The organism is Nocardioides sp. SRI_004 (assembly GCF_057586415.1).
In genome coordinates, this window is record NZ_JBYCZV010000023.1 from 22,823 (window position 1) to 38,919 (window position 16,097).

Genomic DNA, 16,097 nt, shown 5'->3' on the forward strand with positions numbered 1-16,097 from the left:
ATGGACCTCAGCCACTCCTTCACCGTCCCGACCTCGGTCGAGGCGACCTGGGCGCACTTCCAGGACATCGGCGCGCTCGCCGAGTGCTTCCCAGGCGCCCAGGTCACCGCCGTCGGCGAGGACGCCGACGGCAACCCGACCTTCGAGGGCACCTGCAAGGTCAAGCTCGGCCCGATCGCGCTCGTGTACGCCGGCGCGGGCAGCTTCGTCGAGCGCGACGAGGCCGCGCGCCGGTTCGTCGTCGACGCCAAGGGCCGCGACAAGCGCGGCAACGGCACGGCGGGCGCGAAGGTCACCGTGACCATGGCGGCCGCCGACGGCGGCTCCACGCAGGTCGACGTCGTCACCGACCTCGCCATCACCGGCAAGCCGGCCCAGTTCGGGCGTGGCGTGATGCAGGACGTCTCCGACAAGCTGCTCGGCCAGTTCGTGACCTGCCTCGAGCAGCGCCTCGCCGCCGAGGCGGCTCCGGAGGCTCCGGTTCAACAACCGAATTCGTCGTCCGCCGCGGCCGGGGACGACAAATCCGGTAGTGGCGTGGCGGATCAGGAGCCCCCGCGCCCGGCGCCCGCACGCCCAGCCGCGCCGGCCAACGACGACGACGCGCTCGACCTGGGCTCGGCCGTCCTGCCGGTGCTCCTCAAGAGCTACGGCAAGCAGGCGGCGATCGCGGTGCTCGCGCTGATCGGCCTGCGCCTGCTGGTCCGGACGCTGCGCAGGTAGCAGGACAGCACGCACCTGTCCGTTCGGGCAGGTGCGTGCCAACCTCGTTGCAACGTTCGAGGAGCAGTGTGGTGCCTGTCACATCGGCGAAGGGATCACCATGGTGCTCACGGCAACTCCGGCCCGACCCCGGCTCTCGGGCGGTGCCGACGAGGAGCCGACCGGGCTGGTGAAGTTCCACGCGCCGGAGGTGGTCTTCGGCACCGGGTCGCTCAGCGAGGCCGGCTTCGCAGCGGCCCGGCTCGGCGCGCGTCGCCCCCTGGTCGTCACCGACCCCGGCATCATCGCCGCCGGCTGGGTCGACGAGCTGCTCGGCCACCTGCGGGAGGCGGGCCTGCGTCCGGTGGTGTGGTCGCAGGTGACCCCGAACCCGCGCGACCACGAGGTCCGGGCGGCGTTCGCGCACTACCTGGAGTGGGAGTGCGACGTCATCATCGGCATCGGCGGCGGCTCCTGCGCCGACGCCGCGAAGGGCGTGGCGGTGCTGTCCGGCAACGGCGGCGACATCCTCGACTACCGCGGCGTCGACCGGATGACCCAGCCCATCCCGCCCCTGCTGATCATCCCCAGCACGTCGGGCACGGGGGCCGACGTCAGCCAGTTCTGCATCGTCACCGACACCGCCCGCTCGGTGAAGGTGACGATCATGGGCCGTGCCCTGGTCCCGGACATCTCGATCACCGACCCGCGGCTGCTCGTCACGATGCCGGACCTGCTCAACGCCGCGACCGGCCTCGACGCGCTGACCCACGGCATCGAGGCGTTCGTGTCGCTGGCCCACAACCCGCTCGCCGACACCCACGCCCTCAACGCCGTCGGCCTGGTCTGCGGCCACCTCCGCTCCACCATCACCGACCCCCTCGAGACCGAGCACCGCCGCAAGATGGCGCAGGCCAGCCTGCAGGCCGGACTCGCGTTCTCCAACGCGATCCTCGGTGCCACCCACGCGATGAGCCACCAGGTCGGCGGCCTGCTCGACGCCCCGCACGGGGTCGTCAACGGCGTGCTGCTGCCGCACGTGATCCGCTACAACGCCCGCGCGACGCCCGACCGCTTCGTCGCGCTCGCCGCGGCGGCCGGGCTCGACGTCGCGGGGATGCCCGGGGAGGAGGCCGCGGACCTGCTCGCCGACCACGTGCGCCGGCTGGCCGACGACGTCGGAGTGCCACGGGGGCTGCGCGAGCTCGGGGTGACGGAGGCCGACGTACCCCGCCTCGCGGACACGACCCTCGACGACGCGTGCCTGACGACCAACCCGCGTGCCGCCACGTTGCACGACGTGGAGAAGCTCTTCCTCGAAGCGCTGTGACGGGGCGCGCCATGACCGAGCAGCTCGACCTGGCGACGCTGACCGGGGTCCGGTCCGGCAAGCGGTCCTACTACCGCGCCTACGTGCGCTCCGACGAGCGCATGCAGCGGGCGGTCCGCGCGATGGACTCGATCTCCCGCGGCCTGGTCAGCACCGTGGAGGGGCCGCGAGGACTGCTCGAGCAGGTGGCGCGGGCCGCCGCGGAGCACCTCAACGCGGCGTGGCTGATCCTGGGCCTCGCCGACGGCCAGCTCCCCGGCGCCCGGCCCCGCTTCCTCGTCGTCGACGGCACGCGCGGCGCACTGGTCGACGACGACACCCACCTGCCCCCCGGGGTACGACGCGAGCTCGGCGCCATCCGTGCCGGGCACGCCACGCGGACGCCCCGCGACGACTCCTGGGTGCGGGTGCCGATGACCCTCGCCGGTGACCCCATCGGCAGCCTGGTCGGGCTGCACGGCCTCGACGACGAGCCGGAGCCGGGCGACCTGTCCGTGCTGCGCATCCTCGCCAACGAGGCCGCCGTCGCGCTGCACACCTCCGAGCAGTACCAGGCCGGTCTCGCGCTGCACCGCCGCGCCCAGCGCCTGTACGACGAGACCGCCGCCCAGGCCCGCGACCTCGCCGAGCGCACCCGCGAGCTGCGCCACGCGGAGGAGCGGCTGCTGGTGGCCCACCAGCGCGAGCTGCTCGACCACGAGCGGCACCGGATCGCGCGCGAGCTCCACGACAGCGTCACGCAGTACGTCCTGTCCGCCGGCATGGCCGTCGAGGTCGCCCGGGGCATGGCGGCCGACGAGGGGCGCGAGGCGATCGAGGCGCGGCTGAGCACCGCCAAGGAGCTCAGCGCCCAGGCGGTCGACCAGCTCCGCCGCGCGATCTACGCCCTCCACCAGCCCCAGCGCGACGTCGTGCACGCCCTTCCCGAGCTGCTGCTGGAGGTCGCCGAGCACCACCGCCCGCACCTCGCGGTGACGGTCCGGGTCGACGGCTCCGTCGCGGAGCTGACCGCCGACGCGGACCACGAGATCGCCCGCGCGGTGGGGGAGGCGCTGTTCAACGTCGCCACCCACGCCGAGGCGAGCCGGGCCGTCGTACGGCTGCGCTACCGGCCGGACGAGCTGTTCGTCAGCGTGGCCGACGACGGCACGGGCGACCCGTCCGAGCTGGCCCGGCGGCTGCGTCTGGAGCGCGGGCCGTCCGCCGACGGGCGCCACCGCGGCCTGGCCAACATCGAGTGCCGCATCACCGAGCTCGGTGGCTCGATCGCCTTCCGGAGGGCCCGCATCGGCGGCGTCCGGGTGGAGATGCGGATTCCCTTGCCCCTGGACGCGCAGCGTCCGGGCATCATCGCAGGCCTGGTCGGAACCGGGCCGGAACAGGTGGAACCATGGCAACCCTGACCGAGGCGACGACGCCGGCACCGACGCCGGCACCGGCGCGGACCGTCGACATCATGCTGGTCGACGACCACGCGATCGTGCGCCAGGGCCTGCGCTCGATCCTCGAGCGCGAGCACGACCTGCGCGTCGTCGCCGAGGCCTCCACGGCGGCCGAGGCGCTGGCCGTCGTCGGACGTGCCCGTCCGGCGATCGTGCTGCTCGACCTGAAGCTGTCGACGTCGTCCGACACCGAGGGCCTGGACCTGTGCGAGGCGCTGGCCGCGGAGTACCCCGAGCTCGCGATCCTGGTGCTCACCACCTTCCTCGACGAGCAGCTGGTGCTGCGGGCCGTGAAGGCCGGCGCGCGCGGCTATGTCGTCAAGGACGTCGACATGACCGGCCTGGTCCGCTCGATCCGCGACGTCGCACGAGGCGAGAGCGCCTTCGACGCCCGCTCGGCCGCGGCGATGGTGCGCGGGCTCAAGGCCCCGCCGGTGACCGACGAGAAGAAGCTGACCGCCCGCGAGCGGGAGGTCCTCGGCCTGCTCGCGCGCGGCCTGTCCAACCGCGACATCGGCAGCCGGCTCTTCATCTCCGAGACGACGGCGAAGTTCCACGTCGGCAACATCCTGCGCAAGCTCGACGTCACCCGCCGGGCCGAGGCCGTCTACGAGGCCTCCAAGATGGGCGTGATCTGACGGCCGCACAGCCCGGCCGGTCGCCGACCGGCCGGGCTGCGGTGCGCCCCGAGGGTCAGGGGAGCGGGAGGAGCGTGCGGTCCCACGTGGTGTTCACGATGACCGCGGCGGAGGCGTAGAGGGCCAGCGCGGCGTCGGCGACGAGCACGTAGCCGGCGAGGTGGCCCAGGCCCGTGCTCTCGCTGAAGGCGCCGAGGGCTGCGAGGTAGAAGACGGCGCAGAGCAGCACGAAGATCGCCACGGTGGTGGTGTTCGTGCGCAGCGCCGCGAGGAGCATGTACGTCGAGAAGAGGGCCCAGGCCAGCAGGAACATGCCGGTCACGGCGGCACCGTCGGCGGTCACCATGGGTGCGTAGAACTGGACGAGCAGCGCGTAGCTGAGCCAGAAGCCGGCGTACGCGGTGAAGACGAGGCCGGGGAAGGTCTCGCCCCGCCGGAAGTGGATGACGCCGGCGACGATCTCGGTGAGGAAGCCGAGGGCGAGCGCGAGGGACAGGACGGCCGGGGTGGCGGCCGCATCGATCATCCCGGACATCACGCTGGCGAGGACGAGGGCGGAGATGCCGAAGCTGGCGAGGCCGAGGGGGAACGGGTCGCCCCACTCGGGTGCCGCGGCCGCGGCAGGAACGGTGCTCGCGGGGATGCTGGCGGGGGTGCTGGCGGGTGCGGTGTCGGTCATGCTGGATCCTTCGGGAGGGTGGGTGGTTTCCGCAGGACGCGGGGCGCGCCTGTGGCTCTGGCCCCGACCGGGTCCTCGACGTCGACGACCAGCCACCCGCCGTGGTGGTCGTCGACGCGGTAGGGCAGGCCGGTGGCCCGTCCCCACGCGTCGAGGTCGGTCAGGGAGATCGTGCGGACGTGGCCCCAGGTCGCGTCCGCCTCGTCCTCGAGGGGGACCGCGACCACGACCCGGCGCCGCGCGAGGCGGAGCGCCTCGGCGAGGACCCGCGCCCCGTGCGCGGCGTCGAGGTGCTCGAGCAGGTGGATCGCCAGCACGTTGTCGACGCTGCGGTCCGGGGCGTGCACGCGCGCGGCGTCGTCCACCCGGGTCGTCAGCGGCACCCCGAGGCGCGGCGCGACCGCCGCGAGCAGGTCGACCGTGCCGGGGGAGATGTCGGAGGCGGTGACCTGGAGGCCCGCCTGGGCCAGACGCAGGGCCAAGAACCCGAAGCAGCAGCCGAGCTCCAGCACGGTGCCCTCCGCGAGCAGCTCCTCGACCCGGGCGTACACCGGCGCGTAGTCGGCGATCGTGCCGTGCGCTCCCGCCGACGGGCCCTCGATCGCGTCCCCGACCCGGTCGAGGGTGCGGCGGTAGAAGCCCTCCCACGCGACGACCGGGTCGGGATGGGAGCTGAGGACGATGCCGGTGAACAGGTGCTCGAAGAGCTCGCCCCCGCGCAGCCAGCCCGGCTGGAAGAGCTCGTCCGCCAGCAGCCCGGACAGGTCGTCGTCGATCCGCTCCGGCGGCACCCGGTGCACCACCACCGCCCGGTGCCCTACGGCGGTCAGGTCGAAGTGCGGCGTGCGCACGGTGTGCAGGTCGAGGCGGGGCGTGGCCCCGGCCTGGGCGCGGACCTCGACCAGCTCGTCGCGGTAGACACCGTCGCACGGTGCCTCGAGCGGCTGGATCTGCGCGGCGCTCATCGCGGGACCGGGACCGGCACCGCCACCCGGTCGAGGCCGCGGAGGTTGCGCACGACCTCGACCCGGTCGCAGTGCTCGGCGTAGAGCGGGAGGTCGCAGCTGCCCAGGCCCCACGAGTACCGCGGCTCGGGCGTCAGCCAGATCGTCGAGCGGGCGCGGCGGGCGATCTCCTCGAAGGCGCGCAGGCCCGGGTCCTGGCCGTTGTTGCGGCCGTCGCCGAGCACCACGACCGTCGTACGACGGTTGACGGCGGAGCCGTGCCGCTCGAGGAACTCCGTGAAGGCGTTGCCGTGGTCGGAGTCGGCGTCGACGTCGAGCACGCCGCCGGCCGGCAGCCCGGCCATGACGAGCGACAGGGCGTCCTCGATGCGGTGCTCGGCGAAGAGGTCGGTGATCTCCACGAGGTCCTTGACGAAGGCGAAGGTGCGCACGCTGGAGGCCATCGCCTGCAGGCTGTGCACGAGGTGCAGCGTGAACCGCGCGGTGGAGCGCACCGACAACGAGACGTCGCACAGCACGACCAGCCGGGGCCGGTCCTCGACCTTGCTGACCGTGACCGGACGGAACGGGACGCCGTCGTACCTCATGTTGGTGCGCATGGTCCGGCGACCGTCGACGACGCCGCTGGCCGCGGCCTTGCGGCGGGGCCGCGGCGCGCCGTGCAGCGAGCGCAGCAACCGGCGCAGCGACTCCTCCAGCTCGGCCCGCTCGTGCTCGTCGACCGTCTCGGCCCGGACCGCCTCGAGCTCGCGGGTCTCGATCTCCCGCTCCAGGGACATCAGCTGCTCGAGGTGCTCGCGGATCCGCTCCGGCAGCTGGTCCAGCCACGGCGCGAGCGCGGCACGCAGCGCCGCCAGCGAGGCTGCCGCCTCCGGGTCGTCGTCCCCCTCGTCGGCCACGCGCTCGTCGAGCCAGCTGAGCAGTGCGAGCTCCTGCTGCACCGACAGCTCCGAGTCCAACTGCAGGCCGGTCGAGCGGGCCAGGTCGGCCGGGTTGCCGGGGTTGTGCATCCGGCTGACCGTCAGCTGCACCCGCGCCGCCTGCGACGGGTCCAGCCTCGTGTCGTCCGACAGCACGATCTCGTCGGTCAGCGACGCGATGTCGATCTTGTTGGCCTCCTGGTGCAGGTTGAACTGCTGGGCCATGTCCTCGGGCTTGAAGAACTCCCGGATGTCGTCCGGCTTGCCGTGCGAGTGCCCGTCCGCCGGTACGTCGCCCGGTTGCTCGGACAGGGTGAAGTCGGTCAGCTCCCCGTCGTCCGACAGGTCGTCGTGCGCGTGCCCGTGGCCGTGCCCGACCTCCTCGTCGACCACCGCCCGGAGGCCGAAGAAGCGGTCGAAGACGTGGTCGAAGGCCGCGAGGTCGCGGCGGTCCTTGACCAGGCTGACCCGCAGGGCCGCTCGGAGCAGCGTGCGGTCGTCGAGCACGCCGGGCTGCGCGGCGGCGTACAGGCCGTCGATCAGCTCGGCGGTGCTGATCCGCAGGCCGTGCAGGCGCAGCAGGCGGACGAAGCGGTGGACGGCGCCCTCCACGACGGCGTCCTCACACCGGACGCTTGCGGGTGGAGAACGACCGGGAGCCCTGGCCGCTGCTGACCTCGCGCACGCCGAGCGGCTTGCCCTTGCCGCCGTAGTAGGCCTCGTGGTGGCGGCCCGGCTCGTCCTTCTCCGCGCGCTTCCGGCGCCCCTCGTCGCGGTCCTCGGGCGTCGCGCCGTGGGGGTGGTCGTCGTGGTCGTGCCCGTGGTCGTGTCCGTGCCCGTGCCCGTGTCCGTGCCCGTGGCCGTGCAGCGACGCGGGCACCTCGGCGTTGGGGTCGACCAGGCGGTGGAGCGCCTCGCGCGAGAGCCGCAGGTCGCGCTCGTACTTCACGACCACGTTGAGGGTCGCCGAGAGCACGTCGGCGCTGAGCTCCTCGACGCCCAGGACGGCCAGGGTGCGTGCCCAGTCGATCGTCTCGGAGATGCTCGGCGCCTTGCGGAGGTCGAGCTCGCGCAGCCCGCGGACGATGTCGACCAGGTGGGCGGCCAGCTCGTCGGCGAGCCCGGTCTCCTTGGACCGGATGATCTCGAGCTCGCGCTCCGGGTCGGGGTAGTCGAGGAAGAGGTGCAGGCAGCGCCGCTTGAGGGCGGCGGAGAGGTCGCGGGTGTTGTTCGACGTCAGCACCACGTACGGCGCGTGCTTGGCGCGGATCGTGCCGACCTCGGGGATCGAGATCTGGTACTCCGCGAGCAGCTCGAGCAGCACCGCCTCGAGCGCCTCGTCGGCCCGGTCGACCTCGTCGATCAGCAGTACGACGGGGTCCTCGGAGTCGATCGCCTCGAGCAGCGGGCGCGGGGTGAGGAAGCGCTCGGAGAAGAACACCGAGTCCTGCTTGGCGATCTGCTCGACGGCGTCGGTGAGGTCGGTGGCGTCCTTGACGACCTGGCCGATCTTCTCGCGCAGGATCTGGGTGTAGAGCAGCTGCTTGCCGTAGTCCCACTCATAGAGGGCCTTGGTCTCGTCCTGGCCCTCGTAGCACTGGAGGCGCAGCAGCCGCCGTCCGGTGGCTCGGGCCAGGCTCAGCGCGAGCTGGGTCTTGCCGACGCCGGCAGGGCCCTCGAGCAGCACCGGCTTGTCCAGCCGGGACTGGAGGAAGACGGTCGTGGCCAGCTGGTCGTCGGCGAGGTAGCCCTCCTGGGCGAACCGGGCGCGGGTGTCGGCGACGTCGGCGAAGTCGAAGTCGGTGTCGGTCACGGGAGAGCTCCTCGACGGTGGGGCCGGATGGGGGAACGGCTGGGGGGACGGGTCGGTGCGCCGGCCCGCGAAGGGCGGGAGGGGCCGGCGCACCGGGGCGATCAGGACAGGAGGTCGTCCAGGTCGCCGTTCATGCAGTGCTCCACGACCGGGCGCACCGTCTCGAAGGTGCACTCCTTGGCGTTGCCCGGGGTGCAGGCGTCGCCGAGGACGTGGTTGGTGATCCGGTCGACGTCCGCGGCGTCGCCGATGATCGTGGGCGCGTTCTGGTAGAACGGCGTCGGGCCCTGGCCCAGGCGGTTCTTCGAGTACGTGTCCTTCGTGACGTCGGTGAACTTCTCGGTGATCCCCACGTCGCGCAGCAGCCGGATCGCCGCGGCCAGCGCCGCGTCGGCGGCCTGCACGGTCGACATGCCGTGCGTGTCGACGCCCATCGCTTCGGCGATCTCGGCGAAGCGCTTGTAGTGCGTGGGCATGTTGAACGCCCACACCCGCGGCAGCGCGATCGCGTTGTTGAGGCCGTGGTGGGTGTCGTAGAAGGCCGAGATCGCGTGCGAGATCGAGTGGATGATCCCGAGGCCGCCGGAGTTGAAGGCCTGGGCGGCGATGTACTGGGCGTACATCATGCCCTCGCGGCCCTTCAGGTCCTGGCCGTTCCAGACCGCCTCGCGCAGGTTCTCCGCGGTGAGCTTGATGGCCCGGATCGCGTTGCCGAGCGAGGGCTCGAAGTTGAGCCGCGAGACGTACGGCTCGGAGGCGTGCGCGAGCACGTCGAAGCCGCACTGGGCGGTGTAGTCCACCGGGCAGTCGTAGTAGAGCACCGGGTCGTCGATGGCCAGGGTGGCGACGCTGGCGTCGTCGAACGCGACGTACTTGTGCGGGTTGTCGGGGTCGGTCGTGGTGTCGGTGATGACATAGGCCCACGACGTCTCCGAGCCGGTGCCGGCCGTCGTGGAGACCGCGATGTGCGGCGGGTTCTTCGGGTTCTCGGACATGTTGAAGCCCTCGAACTCGTTGACATTGCGGCCGTCGTGCGCGACCGAGACGCGGGCGCCCTTGCAGGCGTCGTGCGAGGAGCCGCCACCGATGGAGACGAACGAGTCGCACTCGTTCTCCTGGTAGAGCTTGACCGAGTCCATGACGTTGTAGTCCTTGGGGTTGGACTCGACCTTGTCGTACACGACGACCTCGAGGCCGTGGTACTTCATCGACTCCACGATCTTGTGGACGATGTCGGTGCCGCGCAGGCCCGACGTCATCACGAGGGTCTTGCGGAAGCCGAGCTTGAGGGCCTCCGGTCCGATCATCTCGTGTGCCCCCGGGCCCATGAGGGCGCGCGGGAACGGGTGGAACTCCTTGATCGGGAACGGCTTGAGCAGGTCGTCGACTTGCATCGCTGGAACCTCCGGGCGGGGTGGGTGGCTGACGTCCAGCGACGCTAGGCAGCGTGACGGGGGTCACGACAGACGAGGATCCGGAAACACGCAGGAGGGTCAGGCCCGGACCTGTCCGACCCGATAGGTGGCGCCCCCACGCCGGCGGGCGCGGGGGAGGGGATCACCAGGTCTCGGGACGCGTGTAGTCCTGGTCGTCGTAGAGGTCCTGCTCGTCGCTGCGCTGGTCGCGGCCCTGCTGGTTGTTGCGCTCGAGCCGCTCCTCGCGCGGGTCCTCGCCCTCGTCGGGCTCCTCGCCCGGCTGCTGCTGCGGCTGGTCCGGCTGCTGCTGCTGGGGGTCCTGCTGCTGTTGCTGGTCCTGCGCCTGCTGCAGCTTGTCGTGCAGCCGCTCGTCGACCGCCTTCGCGTCGTCGGTCTGCTCCTGCCCGCGGCCGGAGTCGGTCGGACAGTCACCGGCCGCGAGGACGTCGATGCCCTGCTGCCACGACTCGATGGCACCGTCGAGGTCCTGGTCGGACTGCTGCCGGTCGCCGACGGCCTCGTGCGCGAGCGCGAGGTTGATCCGCACCGTGCACTCCTCGCGCTCCGGCACGCTCTCCAGCGCCTTCTCGTACGCCGTGATCGCGTCGTCGTAGGCGCCTTCGGCGTGGTGGGAGGCTCCTTCGTCGAAGGGTGCGATCCACGACTCGAACCAGTTGAGGTCGCGGGTCTCGAAGAACTCCGCGGCGGCGCCGTCGTAGTCGCCGCGCTCGAAGGAGTCGCGCCCGGCCGCGTTGTGCTGCAGCATCAGGCCGACCTTGACGAGGTAGCCGAGCACGAGCAGCGCCGGCAGCGCGCCGGCGACCAGCAGTGCCAGGCGCAGCCGGGCCCGCGGGTTGGGGCGTCTCGTCCGCTTCACGGCCCGACCTGCTTCCCCGGCGCCAGCGCGTCCTGCGAGCGCCACACCGCGCGCCAGCCGGACCGCAGCTCCACGAGCACGAGCCCGAGCAGCAGCAGGCCGAGCAGCCAGGTGAGGTCGTGCGCGGCCGGCGGCCCGTCGCCGCGCTCGCCGTCGACGTACGACGCCTCGAAGGAGTCGACGATCCGGTCCATGTGACCGGTGCCCGTGCGGTGCGAGAAGTCGACGTCGAGCTCGTCGGCGATCTCCTGCAGGTTGTCGAGGTCGGCGCGGGAGATCGCCGGCTCGCCGGTCTCGGGGTCCTCGACGTAGCCGGAGTCGAGGCCGAGGTCGTCGGCCGCGGGCATCTCGGCGCCGTCGGTCGTGCCGTAGCCGAGCACCGCGCCGCCGACGACGAGGTCGGCGACCTGGTCGAAGGAGTCGCCGGAGCCAGCGGACGTGGTGTCCTCGCCGTCGCCGACGTAGACGACCACGCGGCGCCGGTCAGGCCGCCGCTCGGCCGCCCGCTCCAGCACGTCGACGACCTCCGCCACCGGCCGGGTCGCCGAGGACCCGTCGCCCTCGCGCGGACGCTCCAGGTCGAGGGTCTCGACGGCGGACTGGAAGGCGGAGACGTCGGTCGTGAACGGGAGGGTCAGCCGGCTCTCCGCGCCGAAGCCGATCATCGCGAAGCGGGCGCCCGGCAGCTCCTCGGCCAGCGCGTCGAGGTCGTCGCGGACGCCCTCGATCCGCGGCTTGCGGCCGGCGTAGTCGAGGGCGGCCATCGACCGGGTGCGGTCGACGACGACCAGCACGTCGACGTCGGAGAGCTGGGTCGGGACGTCGGCCGTGCCGACGCCGGGCCGCAGCAGCACGAGCACGAAGGTGACCGCGATCGCCACCCGTCGTACGACGAGCAGGGTGGTGGCGCGGGAGGGGCTCATGACTCGTCCTCCTGCCGGGCGCGCACGGCGAGGAGCCCCTGGACCAGCCAGACCGCACCGAGCCCACCGACGCCGACCCCGGCGAGGACCGTGCCGAGCGTCGGCCGGTCGAGCACCTGGACGACGGGCGGTCGCTCGATCTCCTTGGCCTCGAGGTCGCCGATCGCCTCGATCACCCCGGCTGCGCTGCCGTCCTGCCCGAGCAGCGAGAAGGTCCCGCCGGTGCTGGTGACGGCGTCCTGGAACCGTCGTACCGCGCTGGGCCGGTCCGCGGTCATCGGGGCGGCGATGCCGTGCACGACGACCTTCTCGTCGCGGGCGAGCTCGGCCGCTCCGTCGAGGTCGTAGATGCCCTCGCCGATCGGCTCGTTGTCGGAGGCCAGCACGATGGCGCGGCTGCGGTCCTGGTCGCGGTGGTCGAAGCGCTGGACGCAGGACGCGAGCCCGTCGCCGAGCTGCGACTGCACCTCCCAGTCGATGACGGTGCCGGCCGTGTAGATGGCGTAGTCGTCGGTGTAGACGCCGCCGGTGCCGAAGGCGTCCTCCGCCTCGGTGAGCTGGTCGAGCACGAAGTCGTAGTCGTCGGTCAGCGGGAAGATCGTGATCGCGACGCCGCTCCAGATGGTCAGGCCGACGCGCTCGCCGCGCAGCCCGCTGACGATGGTGCGGAACTCGCGCAGCACCTCGGCGTCGACCTCCGCCATCGAGCCGGAGGCGTCCAGGCACAGGATGATGTCGCGCGAGCGGTCGTCCTGCACGAGCGTCTGGCGCTCCTGGATGCGCCCGCCGAGCACGATCGCGCCGGAGCAGGCGACCAGCGCCGCGATGGTCAGGCAGGCGCCGATCGCCACCTGCCGACGGACGAGGGCCTGGTAGCGGGGCAGGGTGCGCAGGCGCGCGGCGTGGGCGACGTACGACGCCCCGGCGGTGGTACGACGCCCGCGGCTCCGCGCCCACCACACCATCAGCACGACGACGAGCAGCACCAGGGCGGGCACCAGCCACGGCCAGCGGAAGCCGGTGTCGCCGCCGTTCCAGGTCATGTCCATGTCAGCCCCATGTCAGCCCCACGTCCCCACCAGCCGGCGCGAGCGGTCGACCGCGTCGTCGAAGCTGGCGAGCGGGTCGGTGTCGGCCGCGTCGGGTGCGAACTCGGGCGGGTACATCAGCTCGATCGCGTCGACCAGCTCCTGCGGCGCCCGGTCGCGGAAGTCCGCCAGCGCCATGGTCCGCGCGGGCAGCGTGGTGACGGTGGCGACATAGGACCGGACCAGCTCGCTGAGCTGCTGGTGCCCGTCGCGGGGGCCGACCTCGCCGGCGCGCACCCGGGCGACGAGCGCGTCGATGCGCGCGAGGTGGTCGCGCTGGGCGTCGGGCACGTCGACCTCGCGACGCGGCACCGCCGGCGGTCGCGGCGGCCGGGTGAACCACCACGAGGCGAGGTAGTAGAGGACGACCAGCGCGAGCAGGGCGAGGCCGATCCACAGCCAGCGGTCGCTGTAGGCGACCGGACCGGTGAACTCCTCCGGCATCCCGGGGACGTCGGCGACCACCAGGTCAGCGGCGGCGGGCATGACGCTGCCTCTCCAGCAGGCGGAACACCGCCGTGACCGCCGAGTCGGTGTCCCGCACCCGCTCGTGTACGACGCCCAGCTGGTCGAGCCGGTGCCGCAGCTGCTGCTCCTCCCGGCCCACCAGGTCGGCCAGCTCACGACGCAGGCGCCGGTCGTGGCGGAGCCAGCCGGGCACCTCGGCGGTGGTGTCGACGTCGACGAGCCGGCGACCGGCCACGGCGGGCAGGGTCGGGTCGAGGTCGCCGATGGTCAGCAGGAGCACCTCGTGCTGGACGGTCAGCCGGCGCAGCAGGTCGGCGCTCTCCGGCGGGATGTGGGTGTCGTCGCAGACCACGACGAGGATGGTCCGCCGGCGCACGGTCCGCGCGACGTAGCGCAGCAGGGCGGCCAGGTCGGCAGGGGCGCCGTCGGGCCGGATCGCGTCGTGGACCTTGCCGAGCAGTCGCTCGAGGTGCAGCTCGCCTCCCTTGGGCGGCTCCGCGTGCCGCTCGGCGGCGTCGCCGTGGACGAGGCTGACCAGGTCGCCGTGCTGGACGGCCAGCAGGCCCATCAGGCCCGCGACGAACACCGTGAGCTCGCGCTTGGAGACGGCGGCGTCGTTCATCGCCGCCATGCTGCGCCCGGTCGAGACGCAGAGCAGCACCGTGTGCTTGCGCTCGGCGACATAGCGCTTGACGAGGAGCTGGCGGCTGCGGGCCGACGCCTTCCAGTCGATGTCCTTCACGTCGTCGCCGCGGACGTACTCCCGCAGGTCGTTGAAGTCGATCCCGCGCCCGACGTGGACGGCGGCGTACTCGCCCTCGAGCAGGCCCCGCACCTTGCGGTGGGCGTGGATCGAGACGCGGGCCTTGATCCGGGGCAGGTGGGCGGGCATGGCGGTCGCTCGGCGGGGGTCAGGGAGTCGGGACGGCGCGGAACACGGCGTCGATCACCGTCTCGGGACGGACCCGGTCGGCGAGCGCCTCGAAGCTGAGGTGGATCCGGTGGCGCAGCACGCTGTGGCGCAGCTCGCGGACGTCCTCCGGGATGACGTAGTGACGGCCCTGCACGACCGCCATCGCCCGCGCCGCCTGGAAGAACGCGATCGAGCCGCGCGGGCTGGCGCCGATCTCGACGTAGTTGCCCAGCTCGGGCCCGAGCAGCTCGGTGACCGTGCGGGTCGCCCGGACCAGGCTGGTGATGTAGCGGCGGATCGCCGGGTCGACGTACACGCGACGGACCAGGCCCTGCAGCTCGACGACGTCGTCGGTGTCGGCGACCGCGACGACGTCGGCCATGTGCTGCCCGAGGGTGCCGTCGTCGATCCGCTCGAGGACCATCAGCTCGTCGTCCTCGCTCGGGTAGTCGACGATCTCCTTGAGCAGGAATCGGTCCATCTGGGCGTGGGGGAGGACGTAGGTGCCCTCCTCCTCGATGGGGTTCTGCGTCGCCAGCACCATGAACGGGTCGGGCAGCGGGTGGATGGTGCCGGCGATCGAGGTCTGCCGCTCCTGCATCGCCTCGAGCAGCGCCGACTGGGTCTTCGCGCTCGCACGGTTGATCTCGTCGAGGAGCACGAAGTTGGCGTGCACCGGACCGAGCTGGGTCTCGAACTCGTGGCGGCGCGGGTCGTAGACCTGGGTGCCGATGATGTCGCTGGGCAGCAGGTCGGGCGTGCACTGGATGCGGGCGAAGCGCGCGTTGACGGCCTCGGCCAGCGTCGCCGACGCCAGCGTCTTGGCCAGGCCGGGGACGCTCTCCAGCAGGACGTGGCCCTCGGCGAGCAGCGTGACGAGCAGGCCGGTGCGGATCCGGTGCTGGCCGACCACGCGGCTGGAGAAGGCCTCGGAGATCCGGCCGATCAGGTCGGAGGCGCGAGCCAGCTCGTCCTCGGTCAGCGGCAACGTCGCGTCGACGGGTGCCCGGCGCGGCACCGTGGAGGCCTCGGTCATGCGGCCAACCTACCCAGCAGGTGTGCGGGTCATGTGCCCGATCTGCGGGCGGTGGGGGTGCGCTCCAGCAGGCGCGTGCGCAGCGCGTCGTCGCGGCGCAGCCGGGCCAGGTCGCGCTCGCGGCGCTCCGCGACGATCGCCATCAGCACGTACTCCGGCGGAGCGTTGGGCGGCGGCGCCGGCGCGACATGGGGGAGTACGTCGACCAGGAGCCCGCGCGCGACGCGCTCCCGCGACGCCGGGTCCAGCGTGGCGAGCCTGCTGAGGAACTGGCGGACGGCCAGCGCGGTGCCCGTCGGCAGGGCCGCGAGGTCGGCCCGGCGGGCCCAGGCGGCCAGCGGCGGCGGCATCTGCGGGGGCAGCGGCAACCGCAGCGGGACCCGGTCGCGCACGACGTACGTGCCGGCGGCGAAGTCGCCGAGCCGCTTGCCCCGGTTGCTGACCATGATCGCGAGGAAGGCCGGTGCGCCCCAGAAGGCGTAGATCTCGACGACGCCGATCAGCGAGCGCACCAGCGCGTGGTGGAACGAGATCGCACCACCGTCGTCGCGCACGGTGCGCAGGCCGAGGGCCAGCTTGCCGAGGGAGCGACCCCGGGTGAGGGTCTCCAGGGTCGTGGGGATCGCCAGCAGGCCGGTGATCGTCGCGAGCACGACGGCGGCACCCACGGCCGCCTCGTCCCGGAGCAGCAGCGCGGCGACGACGAGCAGGATGTAGATGACCACGAACGACACGATCGTGACGACCAGGTCGATCAGCCCGCTCGCCAGGCGCAGCCCGAGCGAGGCCGCAGGCAGGTCGAGCGCGACGCCCTCGCCGGTGACGAGGTCATCGGCGGTGACGGTGGCGAAGTCGGGTGCAGACATCGCCGACAGCCTAGAGGCAGAC

Annotated in this window: 16 protein-coding genes; 4 read left to right on the forward strand and 12 right to left on the reverse strand. The window is 72.6% G+C overall.

Annotated elements, in window-relative coordinates:
- The 4 genes from AC2YHB_RS23410 (at position 1) to AC2YHB_RS23425 (ending at position 4,112) form a co-directional block, all read left to right on the forward strand.
- Positions 1-723 (forward strand): SRPBCC family protein, encoded by a 723-nt coding sequence (locus AC2YHB_RS23410; RefSeq protein ID WP_179649895.1) that lies wholly within the window; start codon positions 1-3, stop codon positions 721-723.
- A 100-nt stretch (positions 724-823) separates the two neighbouring features.
- Positions 824-2,032: an iron-containing alcohol dehydrogenase gene (locus AC2YHB_RS23415; RefSeq protein ID WP_179649897.1), complete on the forward strand. Its 1,209-nt coding sequence runs from the start codon at positions 824-826 to the stop codon at positions 2,030-2,032.
- 11 nt (positions 2,033-2,043) lie between these two features.
- Complete coding sequence (locus AC2YHB_RS23420) at positions 2,044-3,435, forward strand: MadS family sensor histidine kinase (RefSeq protein ID WP_179649899.1); 1,392 nt, start codon at positions 2,044-2,046, stop codon at positions 3,433-3,435.
- Complete coding sequence (locus AC2YHB_RS23425) at positions 3,423-4,112, forward strand: MadR family response regulator transcription factor (protein WP_179649901.1); 690 nt, start codon at positions 3,423-3,425, stop codon at positions 4,110-4,112. The genes AC2YHB_RS23420 and AC2YHB_RS23425 overlap by 13 nt, the downstream gene beginning before the upstream one ends.
- Before the next feature lie 55 nt (positions 4,113-4,167).
- On the opposite strand, the gene AC2YHB_RS23430 is transcribed toward AC2YHB_RS23425, so the two are convergent.
- From AC2YHB_RS23430 to AC2YHB_RS23485, 12 genes are all read right to left on the reverse strand, one after another.
- Positions 4,168-4,791: an acetate uptake transporter gene (locus AC2YHB_RS23430; RefSeq protein WP_179649903.1), complete on the reverse strand. Its 624-nt coding sequence runs from the start codon at positions 4,789-4,791 to the stop codon at positions 4,168-4,170.
- Positions 4,788-5,756, reverse strand: coding sequence for a mycofactocin oligosaccharide methyltransferase MftM (gene mftM / locus AC2YHB_RS23435; RefSeq protein ID WP_179649905.1), 969 nt, complete (start codon positions 5,754-5,756; stop codon positions 4,788-4,790). Before mftM ends, AC2YHB_RS23430 begins: the two co-directional genes overlap by 4 nt.
- Positions 5,753-7,288: a VWA domain-containing protein gene (locus tag AC2YHB_RS23440; protein WP_179649907.1), complete on the reverse strand. Its 1,536-nt coding sequence runs from the start codon at positions 7,286-7,288 to the stop codon at positions 5,753-5,755. The genes mftM and AC2YHB_RS23440 overlap by 4 nt, the downstream gene beginning before the upstream one ends.
- A gap of 10 nt (positions 7,289-7,298) precedes the next feature.
- On the reverse strand, positions 7,299-8,489 hold the full coding sequence (locus AC2YHB_RS23445) for an AAA family ATPase (protein ID WP_179649909.1): 1,191 nt from the start codon (positions 8,487-8,489) through the stop codon (positions 7,299-7,301).
- Between the two features lie 101 nt (positions 8,490-8,590).
- Positions 8,591-9,883 carry an NDMA-dependent methanol dehydrogenase gene (mdo, locus tag AC2YHB_RS23450; protein ID WP_036547852.1) on the reverse strand — a complete coding sequence of 431 codons (1,293 nt, stop codon included), beginning with the start codon at positions 9,881-9,883 and terminating at the stop codon, positions 8,591-8,593.
- A 163-nt stretch (positions 9,884-10,046) separates the two neighbouring features.
- Positions 10,047-10,781, reverse strand: coding sequence for a hypothetical protein (locus tag AC2YHB_RS23455; RefSeq protein ID WP_179649911.1), 735 nt, complete (start codon positions 10,779-10,781; stop codon positions 10,047-10,049).
- Positions 10,778-11,704 carry a vWA domain-containing protein gene (locus AC2YHB_RS23460; RefSeq protein WP_051932442.1) on the reverse strand — a complete coding sequence of 309 codons (927 nt, stop codon included), beginning with the start codon at positions 11,702-11,704 and terminating at the stop codon, positions 10,778-10,780. The genes AC2YHB_RS23455 and AC2YHB_RS23460 overlap by 4 nt, the downstream gene beginning before the upstream one ends.
- Positions 11,701-12,753 (reverse strand): VWA domain-containing protein, encoded by a 1,053-nt coding sequence (locus AC2YHB_RS23465; RefSeq protein WP_207009383.1) that lies wholly within the window; start codon positions 12,751-12,753, stop codon positions 11,701-11,703. Before AC2YHB_RS23465 ends, AC2YHB_RS23460 begins: the two co-directional genes overlap by 4 nt.
- 12 nt (positions 12,754-12,765) lie before the next feature.
- Entirely contained in the window at positions 12,766-13,278 is a 513-nt protein-coding gene (locus tag AC2YHB_RS23470; protein WP_179649915.1) for a hypothetical protein, read from the reverse strand.
- On the reverse strand, positions 13,262-14,152 hold the full coding sequence (locus AC2YHB_RS23475; RefSeq protein WP_036547857.1) for a DUF58 domain-containing protein: 891 nt from the start codon (positions 14,150-14,152) through the stop codon (positions 13,262-13,264). Before AC2YHB_RS23475 ends, AC2YHB_RS23470 begins: the two co-directional genes overlap by 17 nt.
- Positions 14,153-14,171: 19 nt before the next feature.
- Entirely contained in the window at positions 14,172-15,209 is a 1,038-nt protein-coding gene (locus AC2YHB_RS23480) for an AAA family ATPase (protein ID WP_179649917.1), read from the reverse strand.
- A 29-nt stretch (positions 15,210-15,238) separates the two neighbouring features.
- On the reverse strand, positions 15,239-16,075 hold the full coding sequence (locus AC2YHB_RS23485) for an RDD family protein (RefSeq protein ID WP_179649919.1): 837 nt from the start codon (positions 16,073-16,075) through the stop codon (positions 15,239-15,241).
- Positions 16,076-16,097 lie beyond the last annotated feature (22 nt).

What these genes read in the sequence shown, in the direction of transcription:
- AC2YHB_RS23475 (WP_036547857.1), bottom strand. Translation starts at nt 14,152, where the DNA reads ATGCCCGCCCACCTGCCCCGGATCAAGGCCCGCGTCTCGATCCACGCC.
- AC2YHB_RS23425 (WP_179649901.1), top strand. Translation starts at nt 3,423, where the DNA reads ATGGCAACCCTGACCGAGGCGACGACGCCGGCACCGACGCCGGCACCG.
- AC2YHB_RS23465 (WP_207009383.1), bottom strand. Translation starts at nt 12,753, where the DNA reads ATGGACATGACCTGGAACGGCGGCGACACCGGCTTCCGCTGGCCGTGG.
- AC2YHB_RS23415 (WP_179649897.1), top strand. Translation starts at nt 824, where the DNA reads ATGGTGCTCACGGCAACTCCGGCCCGACCCCGGCTCTCGGGCGGTGCC.
- AC2YHB_RS23430 (WP_179649903.1), bottom strand. Translation starts at nt 4,791, where the DNA reads ATGACCGACACCGCACCCGCCAGCACCCCCGCCAGCATCCCCGCGAGC.
- AC2YHB_RS23420 (WP_179649899.1), top strand. Translation starts at nt 2,044, where the DNA reads ATGACCGAGCAGCTCGACCTGGCGACGCTGACCGGGGTCCGGTCCGGC.
- mdo (WP_036547852.1), bottom strand. Translation starts at nt 9,883, where the DNA reads ATGCAAGTCGACGACCTGCTCAAGCCGTTCCCGATCAAGGAGTTCCAC.
- AC2YHB_RS23460 (WP_051932442.1), bottom strand. Translation starts at nt 11,704, where the DNA reads ATGAGCCCCTCCCGCGCCACCACCCTGCTCGTCGTACGACGGGTGGCG.
- AC2YHB_RS23470 (WP_179649915.1), bottom strand. Translation starts at nt 13,278, where the DNA reads ATGCCCGCCGCCGCTGACCTGGTGGTCGCCGACGTCCCCGGGATGCCG.
- mftM (WP_179649905.1), bottom strand. Translation starts at nt 5,756, where the DNA reads ATGAGCGCCGCGCAGATCCAGCCGCTCGAGGCACCGTGCGACGGTGTC.
- AC2YHB_RS23410 (WP_179649895.1), top strand. Translation starts at nt 1, where the DNA reads ATGGACCTCAGCCACTCCTTCACCGTCCCGACCTCGGTCGAGGCGACC.
- AC2YHB_RS23480 (WP_179649917.1), bottom strand. Translation starts at nt 15,209, where the DNA reads ATGACCGAGGCCTCCACGGTGCCGCGCCGGGCACCCGTCGACGCGACG.
- AC2YHB_RS23485 (WP_179649919.1), bottom strand. Translation starts at nt 16,075, where the DNA reads ATGTCTGCACCCGACTTCGCCACCGTCACCGCCGATGACCTCGTCACC.